At 33.1% G+C, this 21,868-nt stretch carries 12 protein-coding genes; 10 read left to right on the forward strand and 2 right to left on the reverse strand.

The genetic code is table 11. The features are described 5' to 3' along the window. The first annotated feature begins 5 nt into the window (after positions 1-5). The 9 genes from FHG05_RS09235 to FHG05_RS09275 all read left to right on the forward strand — a co-directional run bounded on the left by FHG05_RS09235 (position 6) and on the right by FHG05_RS09275 (position 16,762). The gene (locus FHG05_RS09235) at positions 6-1,481 is read left to right on the forward strand and encodes a RagB/SusD family nutrient uptake outer membrane protein (RefSeq protein ID WP_140997732.1); all 1,476 of its coding nucleotides are present in this window, start codon (positions 6-8) and stop codon (positions 1,479-1,481) included. 12 nt (positions 1,482-1,493) lie between these two features. Beyond that, complete coding sequence (locus FHG05_RS09240) at positions 1,494-3,047, forward strand: hypothetical protein (protein WP_140997733.1); 1,554 nt, start codon at positions 1,494-1,496, stop codon at positions 3,045-3,047. Positions 3,048-3,058: 11 nt separating this feature from the next. Continuing rightward, entirely contained in the window at positions 3,059-4,708 is a 1,650-nt protein-coding gene (locus FHG05_RS09245) for a glycoside hydrolase family 16 protein (protein ID WP_140997734.1), read from the forward strand. A gap of 108 nt (positions 4,709-4,816) precedes the next feature. After that, the gene (gene bglX / locus FHG05_RS09250; RefSeq protein WP_140997735.1) at positions 4,817-7,120 is read left to right on the forward strand and encodes a beta-glucosidase BglX; all 2,304 of its coding nucleotides are present in this window, start codon (positions 4,817-4,819) and stop codon (positions 7,118-7,120) included. A gap of 6 nt (positions 7,121-7,126) precedes the next feature. Continuing rightward, complete coding sequence (locus FHG05_RS09255; RefSeq protein ID WP_140997736.1) at positions 7,127-7,885, forward strand: glycoside hydrolase family 16 protein; 759 nt, start codon at positions 7,127-7,129, stop codon at positions 7,883-7,885. Positions 7,886-8,073: 188 nt separating this feature from the next. Next, positions 8,074-10,272 (forward strand): beta-1,3-glucanase family protein, encoded by a 2,199-nt coding sequence (locus tag FHG05_RS09260; protein ID WP_140997737.1) that lies wholly within the window; start codon positions 8,074-8,076, stop codon positions 10,270-10,272. A gap of 378 nt (positions 10,273-10,650) precedes the next feature. After that, positions 10,651-13,050, forward strand: coding sequence for a carbohydrate-binding protein (locus FHG05_RS18605; protein WP_232338072.1), 2,400 nt, complete (start codon positions 10,651-10,653; stop codon positions 13,048-13,050). Positions 13,051-13,103: 53 nt separating this feature from the next. Beyond that, positions 13,104-15,005 (forward strand): glycosyl hydrolase family 18 protein, encoded by a 1,902-nt coding sequence (locus tag FHG05_RS09270; RefSeq protein WP_140997738.1) that lies wholly within the window; start codon positions 13,104-13,106, stop codon positions 15,003-15,005. Positions 15,006-15,070: 65 nt separating this feature from the next. After that, positions 15,071-16,762 carry a carbohydrate-binding protein gene (locus FHG05_RS09275; RefSeq protein WP_140997739.1) on the forward strand — a complete coding sequence of 564 codons (1,692 nt, stop codon included), beginning with the start codon at positions 15,071-15,073 and terminating at the stop codon, positions 16,760-16,762. Between the two features lie 51 nt (positions 16,763-16,813). On the opposite strand, the gene FHG05_RS09280 is transcribed toward FHG05_RS09275, so the two are convergent. Then, the gene (locus FHG05_RS09280) at positions 16,814-17,512 is read right to left on the reverse strand and encodes a LytR/AlgR family response regulator transcription factor (RefSeq protein ID WP_140997740.1); all 699 of its coding nucleotides are present in this window, start codon (positions 17,510-17,512) and stop codon (positions 16,814-16,816) included. After that, complete coding sequence (locus FHG05_RS09285; RefSeq protein WP_140997741.1) at positions 17,502-18,542, reverse strand: sensor histidine kinase; 1,041 nt, start codon at positions 18,540-18,542, stop codon at positions 17,502-17,504. The genes FHG05_RS09280 and FHG05_RS09285 overlap by 11 nt, the downstream gene beginning before the upstream one ends. 290 nt (positions 18,543-18,832) lie before the next feature. On the opposite strand from FHG05_RS09285, the gene FHG05_RS09290 reads away from it, so the two are divergent. Beyond that, entirely contained in the window at positions 18,833-21,868 is a 3,036-nt protein-coding gene (locus FHG05_RS09290) for a SusC/RagA family TonB-linked outer membrane protein (RefSeq protein WP_140997742.1), read from the forward strand.

Here is a 21,868-nt window from a genome sequence, read left to right on the forward strand (position 1 = left end):
TGACTATGAAAAAATATACAGTAAAAATTGGAATTATTCTGACATTATTGGTGTCTCTAATTTCAGCATGTTCAGATGAATTTGTGAATGAAGCACCTCCTTATACTATTGATTCTGAAAATTATTTTAATGATCCTCAAGACTATAACAATGCTTTAATTGGAGCATATGAATTATTACATGCTACTTATTTAAACGTTATGTTAGGAGAAATTGCATCAGATAACACCCTTTCGGGAGGTGAAAGTGCTAATGATGTAATTGGAATTCAGCAAGTTGATGAAATGATACACACTCCAGTAAATGCTCAACTTAAAAATATTTGGGATTGGATGTTTGCAGGTGTTTATAGAGCCAGTTACATCTTAGAATTTAAAGATAAAATTGATTTTGAAGGTAAAAATCAAATTATTGCTGAAGCTCGATTTTTAAAAGCTTATTATAACTTTGAATTAGTAAAATGGTTTGGTCCAATACCCATTAAACCAGATGCTCGTTTTTTACCAGGAGATGAAAAAACGTTTCCAAGAGCACCAATTACCGAAGTATATGCTAATATAGAAAGTGATTTATTATTTGCAATTGACAATCTAAATCCTACAGCTTCTCAACAAGGAAGAGCTACTAAAGGGGCTGCGCAAGCTTTATTAGGAAAAGTATATTTATACCAAAATAAATATGTAAATGCATCAGCAGTTTTAGAACAAGTTATTTTAGATGGTAATTATTCTCTTGTTGCGGATTATTCTACTCTTTTCGAAAATAATGCAGAAAATGGACCAGAATCTGTTTTCGAAGTGCAATACACAGATGCACAAGGAGCTAGTTTTGATTGTTTGCAATGTAGTCAAGGAAATGTAGCAGTTGGCTTTAATGGAATAAGAAATTACAGTGGACCACTTTTCGATTCAGGATATAGTTTTAATGTACCTACTCAACAAGTTTATAATGCTTTTGAAGTAGGTGATAATAGAAGAGATGTTGCTATTTTAAATATCGTTGATTGGGCAGCTAATACGGGTGCTACTTATGGAGAAGGATATAAACATACTGGTTTTTTCAACCGTAAATATTTACCTCGTCAAGGAGATGCAAATATGGGTGATCAAAATTTAACAAATCCAAATAATTATAGAGCAATTCGTTATGCAGATGTATTATTGATGGCTGCTGAAGCTTTCAACAGAGGTGGAATTGATGACGCTAAAGCAAGACAATATCTAAACTTAGTGAGAAGAAGAGCTTTTGGTGATACCAATCATGATATTTCAGCTTCAGGAGCTGCTTTAACAGATTTTATTTTAGAAGAAAGAAGGTTAGAATTAGTGGGTGAAGGACATCGTTTCTTTGATTTAGTTAGAACCAATAAAGCTGTGGGTACAATTGCAGGATTTACGGCTAATAAACATGAAGTTTTCCCAGTTCCTTTTGAAGAATTGCAATTTGCTAATGGAAATTGGCAACAAAATCCAAACTATTAAAATATACGTATTATGAATAAAATTAAAATAGTAATAGGTCTATTGGTTTTCTCTCTTTTTATGGGATGTTCCAAAGATGATGATACTGTAAACTTAGATAGTATTAGTGCACCTAAAAATATAGGGGCAGTAATGACCATAAAACAAGATAATTCAGGTCTTGTAACTATAGTCCCTAATGGAGAAGGTGTAACCCAATACGAGGTGTATTTTGGAGACACAACAACTACACCAGCTTTTGTAAATCCTGGAGCTTCAACTCAACATGTGTATACTGAAGGGAATTATCAGGTTAGAATTGTTGGAAAAACATTAGATGGTCAATCTTCAGAAGCAACTCAAGATTTAACCGTTTCTTTTGTGGCTCCAGAAAATTTAGAAGTAACAATTAACTCAGTTCCTGGAAATAATTTAGGTATTACGGTAGCAGCAACAGCTGATTATGAAACTTTTTTTGAAGTTTATTTTGGAGAAGACCCTAATCAAACTCCTGTTGTATTTATGGAAGGTGAAACAATTACATTTAGCTATGCAACTGTAGGTACTTATACGGTTAGAGTAGTGGCTCTAAGTGGTGGTGTAGCAACAACTGAATATACTGAGGACGTTACTATTACAAATCCTGTTTTATTGCCAATTGATTTCGAATCAGCAACATTAAACTACGATTTTGTTGGTTTTGGTGGAGCAAATACAGTAAAAGTAGCTAATCCAAATATAGATGCTAATAATGGTAGTGCTAATGTAGCTCGTTTGACAAAAAATAACGGATCAGAAGTTTGGGCAGGTTCTTTAATTGAATTAGGTGCACCTATCGATTTTTCAACCATGCAAAAAATAAAAATGAAATCTTGGGCTCCTCAAGCTGGTATTGTGGTGAAGATGAAATTAGAAAATTTATTAGACTCTAATATTAATGTTGAAGTTGATGCAACGAATACAATGGCTAACGGATGGGAAGAGTTAACATTTGACTTTAGTGGCGTTAATAATGGAAATAACTATCAAAGAATTGTTGTATTCTATGATTTTGGGAACGCTGGAACAGGAGCAAATTATTATTTTGATGATATAGAATTAACTTCAGGTGCACCATCTGTACAATTGCCTTTAGATTTTGAATCTACTGTTTTAACCTATTCATTTGATAATTTTGGAGGTGCTGCTACTACAGTAGTAAGTAATCCTGATATGTCTGGAATAAATACTTCTGCTACTGTTGGTAAATTGGTAAAAGCAAATGGAGCTGAGGTTTGGGCAGGATCTTTTATTGAATTAGGTAACCCAATTAATTTTGCTACTATGCAAAAAATTAAAATGAAAGTATGGTCTCCTCAAGCTGGTATTGTTGTGAAACTAAAATTAGAAAACTTATTGAATGGAGGCACAATTAACACAGAATTAGATGCTACTACAACTCAGTCAAATGCTTGGGAAGAGCTTACTTATGACTTTACAGGAATAAATAATGCGAATAATTATCAGAGAGTAGTTGTATTTTTTGATTTTGGGAATGCGGGTACAGGAGCTTCTTACTATTTTGATGACATTCAATTATCCAATTAAAATATAATAAAATGAAAAATATTAAAAAATATATCTTACTAGTAGTAACACTTACATTTTTGGTAAGTTGTCAAGAAGAAGATAAAAGTTTTGGAGATATAATAGCTCCAGATAATCTAGTTATAGAAGCTGAGATTCAAGGACAAGATGGTTCAAATCCTTATGGTGATGGAACTGGTATTGTGATTTTTAGCGCAAGAGCAAATAATGCGATTTCATATAAGTTTATTTTTAGTGATGGAACTTCGCAGAATTCTCCGTTAGGGGTGTTTCAAAAACGTTTTGCTCAACCAGGAATAAATGTTTATGATGTTACTGTAGTTGCATCCGGAAAAGGTGGTGTGGCTACTAATAAAACTATAAGTGTTGAAGTCAGAAGTGATTTCTCAGATGATGAAGCAATTCAACTTCTAACTGATGGTACAAGTAAAGATTGGTATTGGTCAGCATCGGAACCTGGACATTTAGGAGTTGGTCCTAACAGTACTGATGAAACTCAAAATTATTTTGGTTTTTGGTACCAAGCTGCTCCATGGGAAAAAGCAGCAAGTCCTGATTCTAGCTGTTTATATGATAATGTTTTAACATTTACTAAAGATGGTGATATGTTAAAATATGAATTAGATAACGGAGGAAATACATTTTTCAATACGGCTTTTGAAGGTGTTGTAGGTGGAAGTGCAGGTTCAGATATGTGCTATAATTATGATGTATCTGGAGTTAAGATTGTTACTTTGAGCCCGTCAGAATCTGTAGTGAGTATGAACCCAAATGCAGCTACCCAAACGAGAGGTACTGTAATGACTTTTTCAGATAATGGATTTATGGGTTATTATATAGGACAAAATTCGTATGAAATACTTTCTTTAACTGCAAATAGAATGGTAGTAAGAGCAATTATGGGGAATGATCCTGGATTAGCATGGTATCATACTTTTACAACTACTAGACCTGTTCAAAATCCAACTACAGATTATACAAATTTAGTTTGGTCGGATGAATTTGATGTTGATGGGGCACCAGATGCTACAAAATGGGGCTATGATTTAGGTGCTGGAGGATGGGGAAATCAAGAAGCACAAAACTATACCAATAGCGCTACAAATTCAGTGGTGTCTAATGGGAATTTAGTCATTACAGCAATCAATTCTGGCGGAAATTATACTTCAGCAAGATTAAAATCTGAAAATAAATTTGAATTTACTTACGGTAAAGTTGAAGTTCGAGCAAAACTACCTGTTGGTGGTGGTACTTGGCCTGCGATTTGGATGTTAGGAGCTAATTATGACCAGGCAGGATTCGCTTGGCCAGCATGTGGGGAAATTGATATTATGGAACACAAAGGGAATGTCCCAAATGTTATTCATGGAACTTTGCATTATCCAGGTAATTCTGGTGGAAATGGTAATGGAAATACAACAACCATAACTGGTGCAAGCACTGAATTTCATATATATAAAACGATTTGGAGCCCAACATCAATTCAAATATTTGTAGATGATGTATTGTTTCACTCTGTACCTAATTCAAACGCAGTTCCATTCAACCATGATTTCTTCTTAATTCTAAATGTAGCAATGGGAGGAACTTTTGGTGGAGCAATCGATCCAAGTTTTACACAATCTTCAATGGAAGTGGATTATGTAAGAGTTTATCAATAATACTTTTTCATTTTTTTATAAAATATTTTTTATCATTTCAATCTTAAGAAAGTCTAGTATCTCAATTACTAGCTTTCTTAAGGGTTGGAATATTATTACCTATCTCTAATGAAAATCAAACCTATTACATATAGTATTTTATCTTTATCCTTTTTGTTTTTTATTGGATGTAACAAAAGCCAAACAAAAAAAACAGTTGCATCTGAAAAAAATGATTTGATTGAACAAAAAGTAGACTCCATTCTAAAGTTAATGACTTTAGATGAGAAAATTGGTCAAATGAATCAATACAATGGCTTTTGGGAAATTACAGGTCCAGCTCCAAAAGAAGGACAAGCTGCAAAAAAATATGAAGATTTAAAAAAAGGACTAGTAGGTTCTATGCTTAATGTAAAAGGAGCTAAAGAAGTGTATACCTTACAAAAAATTGCTGTAGAAGAAACCAGATTAGGAATTCCGCTATTATTTGGATTTGATGTTATTCATGGTTATAAAACAATTAGTCCCATTCCTTTAGCAGAAGCTGCAAGTTGGGATTTAGAAGTTATTCAAAAATCTGCTGCTATTGCGGCTGAAGAAGCTGCGGCAGTAGGAATTAATTGGACTTTTGCTCCAATGGTGGATATTTCAAGAGATGCCAGATGGGGAAGAGTCATGGAAGGAGCTGGAGAAGACCCTTATTTGGGAAGTAAAATTGCTGAAGCTCGAATTAAAGGTTTTCAAGGTGAAGATTTAGCTTCTAAAAAAACAATTCTGGCTTGTGCCAAACACTTTGCAGGATATGGTTTTGCTGAAGCCGGTAGAGATTACAATACCGTTGATGTAGGTGAACAAACACTTCAAAATGTTATTTTGCCTCCTTTTAAAGCTTCTGTTGATGCAGGTGTGCGTACATTTATGAATTCATTTAACGATTTAAATGGAGTTCCTGCTACTGGGAATAAAATGTTGCAAAGAGAAATTCTTAAAGGAAATTGGAACTTTGATGGTTTTGTAGTTTCTGATTGGGGTTCTATTAACGAAATGATTGCTCATGGTTATGCAAAAGACAGTAAACATGCTGCGGAAATAGCCGTTAATGCGGGTTCTGATATGGATATGGAATCGTATGCATATGTTACTTATCTTAAAAAATTAATTGAGGAAGGCAAAGTTAAAGAAACTGATGTAGAAGATGCAGCTAGAAGAATTCTAAGGACAAAATTTGAATTAGGGTTGTTTGAAAATCCTTATAAATACTGTGATGAAGCCTATGAAAAAGCAACAGTTGGTAAAAAAGAGTTTCATGATGGCGTTTTAGAAATGGCTAAAAAGTCGATTGTTTTGCTTAAAAATGATAATGACTTATTACCGTTATCTAAAACCGGTAAAAAAATAGCATTAATTGGAGCTTTAGCTAACGATAAAACAAGTCCGTTAGGAAGTTGGAGAATCGGTGCTGACGACGAAACAGCTGTTTCAGTTTTAGAAGGGATGGAAGCTTACGTTGGGAATCAATTGTCTTTTGCAAAAGGAACTACTGTAGCTACAGGTAGAACTGAATTTATGTGGGAAACCAAAATTAATACTTCAGACAATTCAGAATTTTCGAAAGCAATTGCTATTGCTAAAAATGCAGATGTAGTTGTAATGGTTTTAGGTGAACACGGTTTACAATCTGGAGAAGGAAGAAGTAGATCTGATTTAGGTTTGCCTGGTCTACAACAAGAATTACTTGAAGCTGTTTACAAAGTAAATAAAAACATTGTTTTAGTATTAAATAATGGACGTCCATTGGTTATTCCTTGGGCAAAAGAAAATATTCCGGCCATTGTTGAAGCATGGCACTTAGGAACACAATCGGGTCACGCAATTGCGCAGGTATTGTATGGTGATTATAATCCTAGTGGTAAATTACCCATGACTTTTCCTAGAAGTGTAGGTCAAGTTCCATTGTATTATAATTATAAAAACACAGGTCGACCTATCATGAATGAACCAGAAAGTGTTTTTTGGTCTCATTATATCGATGAAAAAAATACGCCACTTTTTGCCTTTGGTCATGGATTAAGCTACGCTAAGTTCGAATATTCAAATCTTACTTTGAGTAAAAAGAATTTAAATACTTCTGAAAAAATTATTGCCTCTGTAACTCTAAAAAATAATAGTAAAGTTAAAGGGAAAGAAGTTGTGCAATTGTATATCAGAGATTTAGTGGCAAGTTCAACAAGACCTGTTAAAGAGCTTAAAGGCTTTCAAATGATTGAATTAAATGCTAATGAATCCAAAGTAATTTCATTTGTAATAGATGAAAAAATGCTAGCTTTTTATACTAACAATAAGAAATGGGAAACAGAACCTGGAGATTTCAAAGTATTTATTGGAGGTAGTTCTGATGCTACTTTAGAAGATACTTTTCAATTTTTAAATTAAGATATAATGAAAAAAATAGCGTTACTAGCACTCCTTATTAATTTGACGTATGCTCAAAAAGACAATAGAAAATTAATTTGGGAAGAAAACTTTAATGGAAAAGCTCTAGATACTACGGTTTGGAATTTTGAATTAGGAAATGGATGCCCTAATATTTGTGGTTGGGGAAATAATGAATCTCAAATTTATACGAAGAATAATCATAAAGTTGAAGATGGTATGCTAACGATTACTGCTGCTTATGATGGAACGCAGTATACTTCCACAAGAATTACCACAAAAGATAAAAAGGAATTTCAATATGGTAAAATGGAAGTGCGTGCAAAATTGCCTCAAGGCAAAGGATTATGGCCAGCATTCTGGATGTTAGGATCCAATATTTCTCAAGTGGGTTGGCCAAAATCGGGTGAAATTGACATTCTTGAGTATATAGGAAAAGAACCAGGACAAGTTTTTACTTCCTTACATACACAAGATAGTCATGGAAATACAATCAACACAAAAAAAACTAAAATTGAAGGGATTGAAGAAGGCTTTCATCTTTATGCAATTGATTGGAATAAAGATCAAATTGCATTTTATGTAGACAATCATTTGGTATATACTTTTAAACCTGAAGTTAAAAATGAAAATACTTGGCCTTACAACCAACCTTTTTATTTTTTAATTAATATGGCTATTGGCGGAAACTTTGGCGGTCCCGACATTGATAATAGTGTATTTCCTCAAGAATTTAGTATCGATTATATCAAAGTATATCAATAACTAAGTTCCTGTTTGTTGCATCATTTTTAGGAATAAAAATGTATTGTTAAAAATTGTAATGAAGCGTAAAAAACGATTTACTCTTTATTGTACTATGTTTCTTTATAAGAAGCTCTCAAATAGAAAAGTTCATAAAATAAAATTGCTATGTGAAACCAAACTATTTATTAACATTTAACAAACAAAACATGAAAAAAACAAAACAAACTTATGCTGTAAGTTGGAAATTTCTTTTCCTCTTATTGATTACTTCTTTGGGTTATAGTCAAGGTCCTATACCATTTGAAATCAAGAATACCTCTACATTTAATGATTCCGATTTGTATGTGGCTATTGTAGGGATTAATTACAATACAGGAGCACACGTTTGGGTAGATGCGAGAACAAGTCAGGTGTACCCAATGAATTCTTCTTATAATACAGTTCAAGGGCCTACACCAGGTGGAAACCTTGGTCCAGGAGGCAATGGGAAGTATGCTAACTGTTTTACAAGATTAAGTGACATTCCAAACAAGACATTTACATTACCTTTAATTGCAGGTTGTAGAGTTTTTATTTCTAAAGGATCACAAATGTATCTTTACTTCTTTGGATCTACGGGAGCACCATCAGGTTATGCAGGACATAACCCTTTAAATCCAACAGATCCAAATAATGGAATTTTATATGAAATGATTGAATTAACCAATAACCAATATGGTTTTTTTGGCAACCCAACACGTGTAGATTCCTATAAATATCCAATGGGATTGGAATTGTATGGTGCAAATGGATATTACAAAAGAGTAGGGGAATTAAAAAAGCATGACGAGATTGTAGCTGCTTTTAGAGCTAATGTTCCAACAGAATTTCAAGGTTGTTTAAATAATACGACTGGAGAAATTACTGCACCTTCTAAAACTCCTGCTTTTGCAGATGGAACTGGTGGTACAACTCCAGGACCTTATGCAAATTATCTGAAATCGTATATTGACGCAATTTGGAACAAGTATAAAAATCAAGATTTAATTTTTTATGCAGGTCAAGCAGGTGTCTTTAAAGGAAGAGTTATAGGAGAACAATTGGAAATGGTTGGACAATCTGGGGCTTTCGTAGGAAGAACAGGTAGAGTACAATATAGACCCTCTACTCAAGAAGCTTTAGAAGGAAAAGGTGTATTAGATAGAAGATTAGTAGATGGTGATTTGGACTTAGTGATTCAAGCACAATTAACAGCAGCTATCAATAGACACGTTGTAGATGTTACAAGTGCAAATCCTGGTCAACAAAACTGGCATAACATTGCTTCATTTTATCAAGCGAATCCAATGAATCATTATTCTAAATTTTGGCATTTACCAGGAATAAGTGTTGATAATCTTTCGTATGGTTTTGCATATGATGATGTTGCGGATCATTCTCCATCATTACACACAACACAACCTACTAGAGCTGTAGCAGTTTTCGGTGGTTTTGGAAATGCGGCACCAAGTACTGCAACAGTTTATAAACATTGTAATTATGGTGGTTATGCTGTCGGTTTACCTGTTGGAAACTATACATTAGCACAATTACAAGCGAGAGGAGTTTTAGATAACGATGTGTCTTCTATAAAAGTACAAAGTGGTTTTGAAGTAGTGTTATATGCGAATGATAATTATTCTGGTAATTCTATTATTATTGGTTCAGATGATACGTGTTTAGTGGATAATAATTTCAATGATGTTACTAGTTCTATCAGAGTTCGAACTGCAACCAATGCTTCATCAGTATTCATACAAGCTGAAGATTACTCTGCCATGAATGGTGTTCAAACAGAACCTACTACAGATACTGGAGGTGGTCTAAATGTAGGTTATGCTGATACAGGTGATTGGATGGCTTATAATAATATTACTTTCCCAACTAGTGGTGCTTATTTAATTGAATACCGTGTGGCTAGTGCTGTTAACGGAGCCCAAATTTCTTCAGATTTAAATGCAGGTTCAATTGTTTTAGGCTCTGTAAATATTCCAAATACGGGTGGTTGGCAGAACTGGCAAACTGTTTCACAAACCGTAAATGTAAACGCTGGAACCTATAATTTTGGAATTTTTATCCAAAATTCAGGTGTTAACTTAAATTGGATTAGAATTTCTAAGGTTAGCAATGCTCTTAGAGTAGCAACTTCTTCAGATGAAAAAGAAGTGGTAACCTTGTTTCCAAATCCAGCTGAAAATATTTTGCATTTTAACACATCTTTGGATAAAGCAACCATTCAGGTGGCAGATTTTCAAAGAGGTCTTTATTTAAAAGTTCCTAAAGCAGATGCAAATAGTTTAGATATTTCAAATCTTCAACCGGGTATTTATGCGGTTATTATTGAAAAAGATGGCGTAAAAACAGAAATGAAATTTATAAAAAAATAAGGTTGTTAGCGCTCAAACGAATATGAAAATAAAGTTTGAGCGCTTTTTATTCTAGCGCCTTTTGTTTCCTGTATTCTCTTTTTAAGAAATAAATATTCTTTTGAAAATGAATAATTTATAAATATTTTTTAGTTGCTTAAATTGATGGCAAAAAGGCATTTTGTTGATTGAAATATGCTGTTCGTTGAAAATAAAACGCTGTTCGTTTAATTTATTTTTTTCAAAAAAAATGTTACAATACATTTATATAGATAATTGAAATTTTGTATCAATAAAAAATATTTTTTAACTTTTTTAAAAAGATATCCATGTATAAAAAAAGACGCTTCTCTTAGAATTACTATCTAAAATCTTAACATAAACAAATAACAAACAAACATGAAAAAAAGAATTTACTTTAGCTTTATAGCTTTGGTTACATTTTGTAATTGGGCTATATCACAAACTTCATTAGGAAAAAATGAGACTTTTCTATCCAATGTTAAAAAGAATTTAGCTTCAAATACAGCAAAAGGAAATGAAAAGGACATCCTTTTAAAAATTGCGAATGACATTTCGCTTAACGGAAAAATCAATTTCCAAAAATCCAGTGCTTCAAGTGAGTATCTTATTGGAGAAATAAAAAGTAATGGAGGAACTTTTTACTTAGACATTAGTAAAAAAGAGCTTGAAGGTCATATTATTATTAAAGCTACTGAAAAGGCTTATAAATATTATTCTGAAAACGGAAATGCATTTGTAAAAGAAGTAGATATTAATAGCTTAATATGTATCAATTATCAAAATGTTCCTAAAAATGAATTACTAACGAATTCTGAAAGAGTAGATACACCTCAAGAAGCTCCAATTGCACAAGCACTTTTGAACTTACAAAGTTTACCAGGAGCAGCTGGTTGTGTATTATTAGATTTTGATGGATATTATATGCCAGCGGGTAATTTATGGAACAATGGGAATGCGATTAATGCAGCTCCGTCAGGAATGAGCGATGCTGCAGTTCAAGAACATTGGGAAGTTGTATCTGAAGATTATAGACCTTTTAATTTAAATGTTACTACTAGCGAATCTGTATTTAATTCCTATCCTAGAAACAGAAGAATGAGAGTAGTTGTTACACCAACAAACACCGCAGCGCCTGGTGCTGGAGGTGTCGCGTATATTGGTTCTTTTAACTGGGATAATGATGTGCCTTGTTGGGTATTTATTACCTCAGGTAAATCGGGTGGTGATGCCTCTTCTCACGAAATCGGGCATACTTTCGATTTAGGTCATGATGGACGTACAAATCCAGAAGAAGGTTATTTTCTTGGAATTGATGGTACTTCTTGGGCGCCAATTATGGGTGCAGGTTATTACAGACCTGTAGTTCAATGGAGCAAAGGACAATATAATTATGCCAATAACTTACAAGATGATGTAGCTACAATTGCGGGTTCTAAATTTGGAGTTGGTTACAGAGGTGATGATTACAGTAATGGTATTTCTGGTGCAGCGGCTTTAAGTTATAATGCAAACGGAAGTATCAATCAAAAAAGTGGTATCATTTCTAGTGAAGCGGATTATGATTTCTTTACATTCACTACAGGTGGTGGAAATGTTGTCATTAATGCAAATACAGTAAGTAGAAACGGAAATTTACATTTAATAATACGTTTGTTTAATGCTTCTGGAACTCAAATTGGAACGTACTGGAACTCTGATCCATTTGCTCTAAATGCTACATTGAATGCAAATTTAGCAGCAGGGACTTATTATATAGGTGTTGATGGTACAGGTGCTGGTGACGCTGGTTACGGAGGTTATTCTGCTTATGGTTCAATAGGAAGTTATACTATTACTGGTACAATTCCTCCAAATAATGGTGTAGCAACAGTTTATAAAGATTGTAATTATGGTGGTTATGCGGTGAGCTTAGCACCAGGTAATTACACATTAAGTCAGCTACAAGCTAAAGGAGTTGTAAATGATGATATTTCTTCTTTAAAAGTAAATAGTGGCTATGAAATGGTATTATATGTTGATGATAATTTCACTGGCTCCTCTATTGTTGTTGGAAGCAATGATGCTTGTTTAGTAGATAATAGTTTTAATGATTTGGCTTCTTCTTTACGTGTTAGAGCAACAAGTAGCTCTTCAAGTGTTACAATTCAAGCCGAAAATTATTCTGCTATGAGTGGTATTCAAACAGAATCAACTACTGATGCAGGTGGTGGGTTAAATGTGGGTTATGCAGATACAGGCGATTGGATGGCTTATAATGCTATTAATTTTCCAACTTCTGGTTCTTATTTAATCGAATACAGAGTCGCTAGTGCGGTGAATGGTGCTGTATTTTCTTCTGATCTAAATGCGGGAAGTATTATTCTTGGTAATGTTAATGTACCTAATACGGGTGGATGGCAAAACTGGCAAACGGTTTCTCAAACGGTAAATGTTAATGCAGGAACCTATAATTTTGGTATCTATATCCAAAATAGTGGTGTAAACTTAAATTGGTTTAGAATTACTAAAGTAGGTAATGCAGCAAGAACTGAGGCAACCGAAGAGCCTAAAGAAATGTTCGTAATTTACCCAAATCCAGTAGAAACAACATTGTTCTTTACTGCTGATGTTCAAAATTCTAAAATTACAATAGTTGACGCACAAACAGGTACTTTTATTCCTGTTAATAAAGGGGATGGTAAAAGTATAGATGTTTCTAGTCTTAAACCAGGTATTTATTCTGTTCTAGTAGACCACAATGGTCAAATGGAAGAAAGACGTTTTATAAAAAAATAAATAGGTTAGGAACCTCACAAAAGTGAGGTTCCTAATTTAAAAATACTGGTATTATGATAAAAATACAACAGCTATCCTATAAGTTGGCTTTCATCTTAGTGTTAGGAATTTTAAATTTTTCCCATGCACAAAAAAAAGTAATTGGATATGTTCCCAATTGGATTGATTTGAATGCTTTTTCCAATAGTATTCAATACAGTAAATTAACCCATATTAATATTGCATTTGAAAACCCTGATGCCAATGGCTATCTTTCCTTTCAAAGTGCAAACAATACGCTTATACAAAGAGCGCATTCAAATAATGTAAAAGTATTTGTTTCAATCGGTGGAGGTGCTATTTCAGAAGGAGGTGCTATTCGTGATAATTTTTTCAATCAAATGAGTGCAGGTAACAGAGCTTCATTCGTACAAAAATTAACCAACTATGTAATTAGTCATAATTTTGATGGGATTGACGTAGATTTAGAAGGCCCAGCAATTAATGGAGATTATGGCAGTTTTATTATTGATTTAGCTAATAGTATGCATGCTAATAATAAACAAATTACGGCTGCTTTATCTCAAGGATATGGCGGAGCCAATGTGCCTTCGTATACTTTTTCTTATTTCGATTGGATTAACATTATGGCTTATGATGCTACTGGACCTTGGAATCCTAATAATCCTGGCCAACATTCTCCCTATAGTATGGCGGTAGATCAGTTAAATTATTGGACCGGTAGAGGATTACCTAGTAGTAAAGCAATAATTGGTGTTCCTTTTTATGGATATGGTTTTGGAAGCTCAGCCAATCAAGGAATTTCATATGCTGACATTGTAAATACCTATCCAGGTGCAGAAAATGTAGATCAAGTAGCGAATACAATTTATTATAATGGTATTCCCACGATTAAACAGAAAACTACTTTTGCCGTTCAAAATGCTGGTGGCGTTATGATTTGGCAATTGGCTCAAGATGCTGTAGGTTCAAAATCGTTATTAACTGCTATTGATCAAGTTATTAATGGTGGCCAACCTCAAAATGGAGTTGCGACGGTTTATAAACATTGTAATTATGATGGATATGCCGTTTCTTTGCCAGTTGGAAATTATACCTTAAGTCAATTGCAAGCTAGAGGCGTTTTAGATAATGATGTTTCTTCTGTAAAAGTGCAAAGTGGTTACGAAATTGTACTGTACGCAAATGATAATTTTACTGGTACTGCAGTAACTATTACTTCAAACGATGCCTGTTTAGTAGATAACAATTTTAATGACGCTACCACTTCAATACGCGTTCGTACTGCTACAAATTCTTCTTCTGTTTTTGTTCAAGCCGAAAACTATTCTAATATGAGTGGCATTCAGACAGAACCCACTACTGATTCCGGCGGTGGTTTGAATGTGGGTTATGCCGATACCGGTGATTGGATGGCTTATAATAGTATTACTTTTCCAACTTCTGGTGCTTATTTAATTGAGTATCGCGTTGCGAGTGCTGTAAATGGAGCTATGCTTTCAGCGGATTTAAACGCTGGATCAATTCAATTAGGTAATGTCCCTGTTCCAAATACAGGAGGCTGGCAAAACTGGCAAACGGTTTCACATACAGTAAATGTAAATGCAGGAACCTATAATTTTGGTATTTATATCCAAAGTAGTGGTGTCAATTTAAATTGGTTTAGAATTACGAAAGTAAGTAACGCTGCTAGAACTGTTGCTTTAGAAGAGGAGCAAAAAGAAACAACTCCAATCGATTTTAACTTTTATCCGAACCCAGTTGAAAACGGTTTGAATTTTAGTTCTCCAATGAAGGGTGTAAAAGTTACCGTATATACACTTTCTGGTTTACCAGTAATTACAACTGAAACTGTTGAAAATTATTTAGATGTATCTGGATTAGCATCAGGAATATATGTCATTGTTTTTGATACTTCTGAAACAAAAATTATCAAAAAGTTTATAAAAAAATAAAATAACAAAAAGCCCTAGAAGTAGTTTTAGGGCTTTGTTGTATCTTTTAATTAAAAATTAAAAATATGAATTATAATAAGAAAAATATTCTATATACGTTGCTATTCGTGTGTTCTGTTCCTGTATTATATGCGCAGAACTGGCAATTGGTTTGGCAAGACGAATTTACAAATGGAATTGGTCCAGACTGGGTTTTCGAAACTGGTAATGGTGGCTGGGGAAATAATGAATTGCAATACTACAGACAACAAAATGCTACAGTTGAAAACGGCAACTTAGTTATTACGGCTAAGAGAGAATCTTTTGGAGGATCTAACTATACTTCCGCAAGAATGAAAACTCAAGGACGAAAATCTTGGAAATATGGAAAAATTGAAGCTCGTATTGCCATGCCTTCTTTTCAAGGTATATGGCCTGCTTTTTGGATGTTAGGAGATAATATCAGCTCAGTTGGTTGGCCAAGTTGTGGAGAAATTGACATCATGGAGCACGTAAATGGAGGCGGACAAGTAGTAGGAACTATCCATTGGGAAGAAAACGGCCATGCTTCTTATTCGGGTTATACAGATGCCAATATAACGGCCTATCATTTATATACGGTTGAATGGGACGAAAACTTAATTAAATGGTTTGTAGATGGCGTAAAATATCATGAAGTGAGTATTGCAGGTGGGGTTAATGGAACAAGTGAATTTCATAATAACTTTTTTATTTTACTTAATTTAGCAGTTGGTGGCAACTGGCCAGGATTTAACATTGATAATAACGGTTTTCCAGCAAGAATGTTGATTGATTATGTTAGAGTGTACCAAAAAGGAGTAAACCCACCAAGTAATGGTGTGGCAACAGTTTATAAGCATTGCAATTACGGTGGTTATGCGGTTTCTCTACCCGAAGGAAATTATACGTTAGGTCAATTACAAGCTAGAGGAGTTTTAGACAATGATATTTCATCTGTAAAAGTGCAAAGTGGTTATGAAATGGTTTTGTATGCCAATGATAATTTTGCAGGTAATTCAATTGTTGTTAGAGGTGACGATACTTGTTTGGTTGATAATAATTTTAATGATGTAGCGACTTCTGTACGTGTAAGACCAGCTACTAATAGTTCTTCGGTATTAATTCAAGCGGAAAATTATAGTGCTATGAATGGGGTTCAAACGGAACCTACTACTGATACTGGTGGAGGTCTTAATGTAGGTTATGCCGATACAGGGGATTGGATGGCGTATAATGGAATTACATTTCCTTCTTCTGGAAGTTATTTAATTGAATACCGTGTGGCTAGTGCAGTAAATGGTGCTGCTTTGTCTGCCGATTTTAATGCAGGTGCTATTCCCTTAGGAAATGTAGCGGTTCCTAATACTGGCGGTTGGCAAAATTGGCAAACGGTTTCTCACACGGTTACTATAAATGCGGGAACGTATAATTTTGGAATTTACATTCAGAGTAGTGGTGTGAATTTGAATTGGATTCGAATTACTAAAGTTGGTACAATTACTTCTAGAAATACGGTTTCTTCTAATGAAGATACTAAAGCATTAGTGATTTATCCAAATCCTGTTGAAAACACGCTTCACTTTAATACGGAAATTGCAACTTCAAAAATTGCGATTTTCAATGTTCAAGATGGAACTGCAATTGAAGTGAAAGTAAAAGGTGAAACACTTGATGTTTCTCATTTGAAACCAGGAGTTTATAGTCTTGTGTTAGAAAATGAAGGTAAAAAAGAAGAAAGACGTTTTATCAAAAAATAAGATGTAACTACAAAGTAAAAAGCAGTGTTATTAGGACACTGCTTTTTTATTTTAAGTATTTAAGATTTTATTTTTAACTTCTTTCCCATAATTTCTTCCAATAGGTAATTTATGAGTCAAAATTTGAATTCTGTTTCCTTCAATGGATTTAATTTTATCAATAGCTATTATGAAAGATTTATGAATGCGAATGAATTTATCTATAGGTAATTCTTCTGATAAGGATGCTAAAGATTTTAAAGTAATGTATGATTTATCGGCAGTAACTACTTTAATATATTCTTTCATTCCTTCAATGAAAAGAATTTCTTCCATTAGAATTTTAATCATTTTTTTATCAGACTTAATAAAAATATGATGATCGGTTTTAGATGTTTCTTGCTTAATTCCGTTTTTTACATCTAGTTCAGCAGTTATTTTGCCAATAGATTTAATAAAACGGGATAATGGAATGGGTTTTACCAAATAATCTACCACATCTAAATCATAACTTTCTGCTGCAAATTCTCTAAAAGCAGTGGTGATAATCACTCGAGTATCTATCAACTTTATTAAATCAAAGCCACTCATTACAGGCATATTGATGTCTAAAAATGCCACATCAACTGGATTATTTTTAATATAATCTAGCGCTTCTAAAGAGTTATAAAAGACCCCTACAATTTCAAATTCTGGAAAATTAATGAAATAATTTTGCAAAACTTTTACAGCAAGTGGTTCGTCATCTACTAAAACACATTTAATCTTCATACACAGGTATTTGTAAAAGAATAATAAAATAGTTGAATTTTATTTTTTGTTCAAAAATAAAATTATCTTTATAAAGCAATTTGAGTCTACTTTTAGTGTTTTGTAAACCAATTCCTTTCTTTAAATTGGGCACTTGTGAAGATACAAAATTATTTATTATTTCAAAATGTAACCTCTCATTTTTATCCATTTTGAAGTTAATTGTAATTTTTAAATGTTTATTATTCATACCACCATGTTTGAACGCATTTTCAATAAGAGAAATGAATAATAAAGGTGGTACTTTTACATTTTCTATATCTGAATCTATATTGATAGTTACATCAACTTCTTCAAAGCGAAGTTTTTCAATTTCAATGTAATTTTCGATATAATCGATTTCTTTAATTAAGGGAACAAATTTGGTGTCTTTAATATCATAAAGTACATATTCCATTAATTTTGAAAGCTTTAAAATCACAACAGGAACCTTATCTGATGAAGCTAAAGATAAAGCATATAGATTATTCAACGTATTAAAAAAGAAATGGGGCTGAATTTGCGTTTTTAAATATTTCAATTTTATTTTAAACTGGCTTTCCGTTAAGGCTCTATTTCTTTCTCTTTCTCGTAACCAAGTTAGCGTAAAATAGACTGATGATGCCATAGACAAAACGTACAGTTCTCCAATACAAACTGCTACGATATGATTCACATCAAAAGGTTTGTATTCTCTATTGGCTTCGGGCCAAATATTTTCAGAAATTAAAAAATACGTTAGTCCCGTTTTTAATAAATAGATGAGAAATAAACTGGCCAAAAGTGCAAGCCCAAATTTTAAATAGTGTGGCTTTAAAACAAATTTCGGAACTAATACAAATAAGTTAAAATACACTAACGGAATATGTAATGCAAATTCGATTAAATTCGATTGAAAAGAATATTCATAATCATTAAAATAAGCGCCCCACCGTAGCGTGTTTAAAATAAAATAGACACCCCAAAACCAAAAATGATAAATTGGCTTTATTTCAATATTAATCTTGTTCACGCTTTAAATAGTTGTTGTTTGAATAATTCGCAATTTTAGTTAAAATTTTATAAAAAGAACTATTTTTTTTAATATTTATTTCAATTTTTAGTATAAAAGTCACTTTTTTTAAAATTAGATTTCCTTTTGTTTAAAGCTTTTAAAAAAGCTTTATTGTTCAGTTGTTTACGTGTTGTTGAGTAATTTTTGTCGTTTGTTGAACGTAAAATGTCGTTTGTTTAATATATTTTTTTAAGAAATACTATAAGAATAAATTTACAGTATTAACTAACAAATAAACAAATCGATTAATGAAAAAATTTGTATTACTCCTTATGATTGTTTTTGCTGTGCAAAATTCTTTTGCGCAAGTTAAAACGATCAATGGTACAGTAACCGACCTGGAAGGCATACCATTACCCTCTGCCAATATTCTTATCCAAGGTACTTCTCGAGGAACCGATTCGGATTTCGATGGAAAATTTACAATTCAAGTCAATGTAGGGGAAACGTTATTAGTTTCTTACATTGGTTATGAAACTCAAAAAATTCTTATTGGAGCACAAAATAATTTAAACATTCAATTAAAAGAATCGGATGCTAATAAATTAAAAGAAGTTGTTGTAACCTCTCTTGGTATTAAAAAAACCAGAAAATCTTTAACCTATGCTGCTCAAGAAATAAAAGCAGAAGAATTAACCAGAGTGCGAGATGTAAATATTGTGAATACGATTGCTGGTAAAGTTGCTGGGGTAACAGTTACAAAAAGTGCTGGTGGAACAGGTGGCTCTACTAAAGTAGTTATACGTGGAAATTCTTCAGTAAATAATAACCAACCTCTTTATGTAATAGATGGTATTCCAATGTTAAACGTGGGGGCTGGTCAACCGAATGATACTTTCGGAAGCTTAGCAGGTGGTAATAAAGATGGTGGAGATGTAGTTTCTTTAATAAACCCAGATGATTATGAAGGAATGACTGTTCTTAAAGGAGCTGCTGCATCAGTATTATATGGAAGTCAAGGGGCAAATGGTGTCATCTTATTATCTTCTAAAAGACCACAAATTGGAAAAGCTAGTATTACAGCTGGTTCTGTCACTACTTTTGAAACGGCTGCTTATTTACCAGAATTCCAAACCGATTATATAGCAACTCCAGGAGCAGATGAAAGTTGGGGAGCGGCTCAAAAAACAAGAGATCATGTGAAAGATTTTTTTGATACAGCAGTAACTCAAACTACATCAGTAGGATATGCTTTGGCTTCTGAAAATGCTGCTACATCATTTTCTTTTGCTAATGTGGATGCATCAGGAATTATTCCAGGCAATCATTTAAAGAAAAATAATTTTGGGATTCGTCAAACGGCAAAATTTTTTAAAGACAAACTTACTTTTTCTGCAAATGCCAATTATACTTCGCAAACAATTACAAATAAACCAGTGAATGGTTTTTACTTTAATCCACTTACAGGAGTATATTTAATGCCAAGAGGAAATGATTTTAATTATTATAAAAATAATTATGAAGTATATGATCCAACCAGAAACTTAATGGCTCAAAATTGGATGACTAATAGAGATATTATGCAAAATCCTTATTGGGCTATTAACCGAAATAAATCAGAAGATGAAAATCATTTTTTTAACGGTGCCTTATCTTTATCTTATAAAATTAACGATTGGTTAAGCGTTGCTTCAAGATATAGTTACAATAGAATTACAAGTGAATTTGATAAAAGAATATTCGCTTCAACGCAAGGAACATTATCTCATATTAATGGTAGATATATCAATGAAAATTCTGTTAGTACACAAAGATATGCCGATTTAATTGCAACTATCACTACTAAATTTAATGAAGAATTTAGTTTAAATGCAAATATCGGTACTAGTGTAACCAATACCATGATCAATCAAAAAACAGGTTTAGATTCTGGAATTAGTGCAGGATTGCAATATGCTAACTGGTTTACCTTGCACAATTTTGTAAATAATAATGGAAATTATCAAACTATAGATTCAAGAAAAGAAGTTCAATCGATTTTTGCAGTTGCAACATTGGGATACAAAGAAATGTTGTTTTTAGATGTGGCTGGTAGAAATGATTGGTCTTCAGCGTTAGTAAATTCTGATAAAATTGGATTTTTCTATCCTTCAGTTGGGGTAACTGGAATAATTAGCGAAATGACTGAAATGCCAGATTTCATTAACTTTGGTAAAGTAAGAGCTACTTTCGCTCAAGTGGGAAGCGACGTGTATTCATTTGTAACAGCACCAACTCATTACCAAAATCCTGCTACACCCAATTCAAGTAATCCGAATGCAGGTCCAAAAAAAGGAACCTCTTTAAAACCAGAGTTAAAGTCGGAATTTGAAATTGGTACAGAATGGAGGTTATTTAATAATCGCTTAGGTTTTGAAGTATCGTATTATAATTCGGAAACTAAAAACCAATATTTACAAGTTGTCGCTCCAGTTGGGAATAGTGAAGGATTTACGTATTATGGTTTTAATGCAGGTAATATTAAAAATAAAGGTATTGAAGCTATTGTAACGGGGGGAATAGTAAGAAAAGATAAATTTTCATGGGACACAACAATTAACTTCTCTAAAAACACGAATCAAGTGAATGGAATTCCTTCAGAATTAGGAAACCATTTAAATTTAACAGAAGCAGGTGTAAATAGTTATAGATATTCCTTAATTGAAGGGAGACCTTTTGGAGTTATAGAAGGTATTAATTTTAAAAGAGATGACCAAGGAAGAATCTTATTGAATGATGATGGAACTTTTCAAAAAACAGAATTTGAAGAGGTGGGTAATTCAAACCCTGATTTTATGTTAGGATTTTCAAATTCTTTCAAATTTGGAAACTTTACCGCTAATATTCTTTTAGACGGTCGCTTCGGAGGCGATGTAATGAGTTTAACCCAAGCACAAAATGATGCATTTGGAGTTTCTAAGGCTACCGGAGATGCAAGAAATGCAGGAGGAGTAGCTATCAATGGTGTACGTGCAAGTGACGGTGTGCCTGTAACAACTATGGATGCGCAATCTTACTATACACAGGTAGGAGGAAGAGCAGGAATTTCAGGTGAATATGTATATGATGCAACCAATATAAGTGTTCGAGAAATTTCTATTGGATATACTATTGGGACAAAATTAATCCCATTTTTTGATAAAGCTTCTGTTTCATTAATAGCTAGAAACCTGTTTTTTATTTACAAAGATGCACCATTCGATCCTAATATTGCTTTAAGTACTGGCGAAGGTTTACAAGGTGTGGATATTTATGGTTTACCTTCTACAAGAAGTATAGGGATTAATTTAAATGTAACTTTCTAA

The organism is Flavobacterium profundi, assembly GCF_006491645.1.
Taxonomy (GTDB): domain Bacteria; phylum Bacteroidota; class Bacteroidia; order Flavobacteriales; family Flavobacteriaceae; genus Flavobacterium; species Flavobacterium profundi.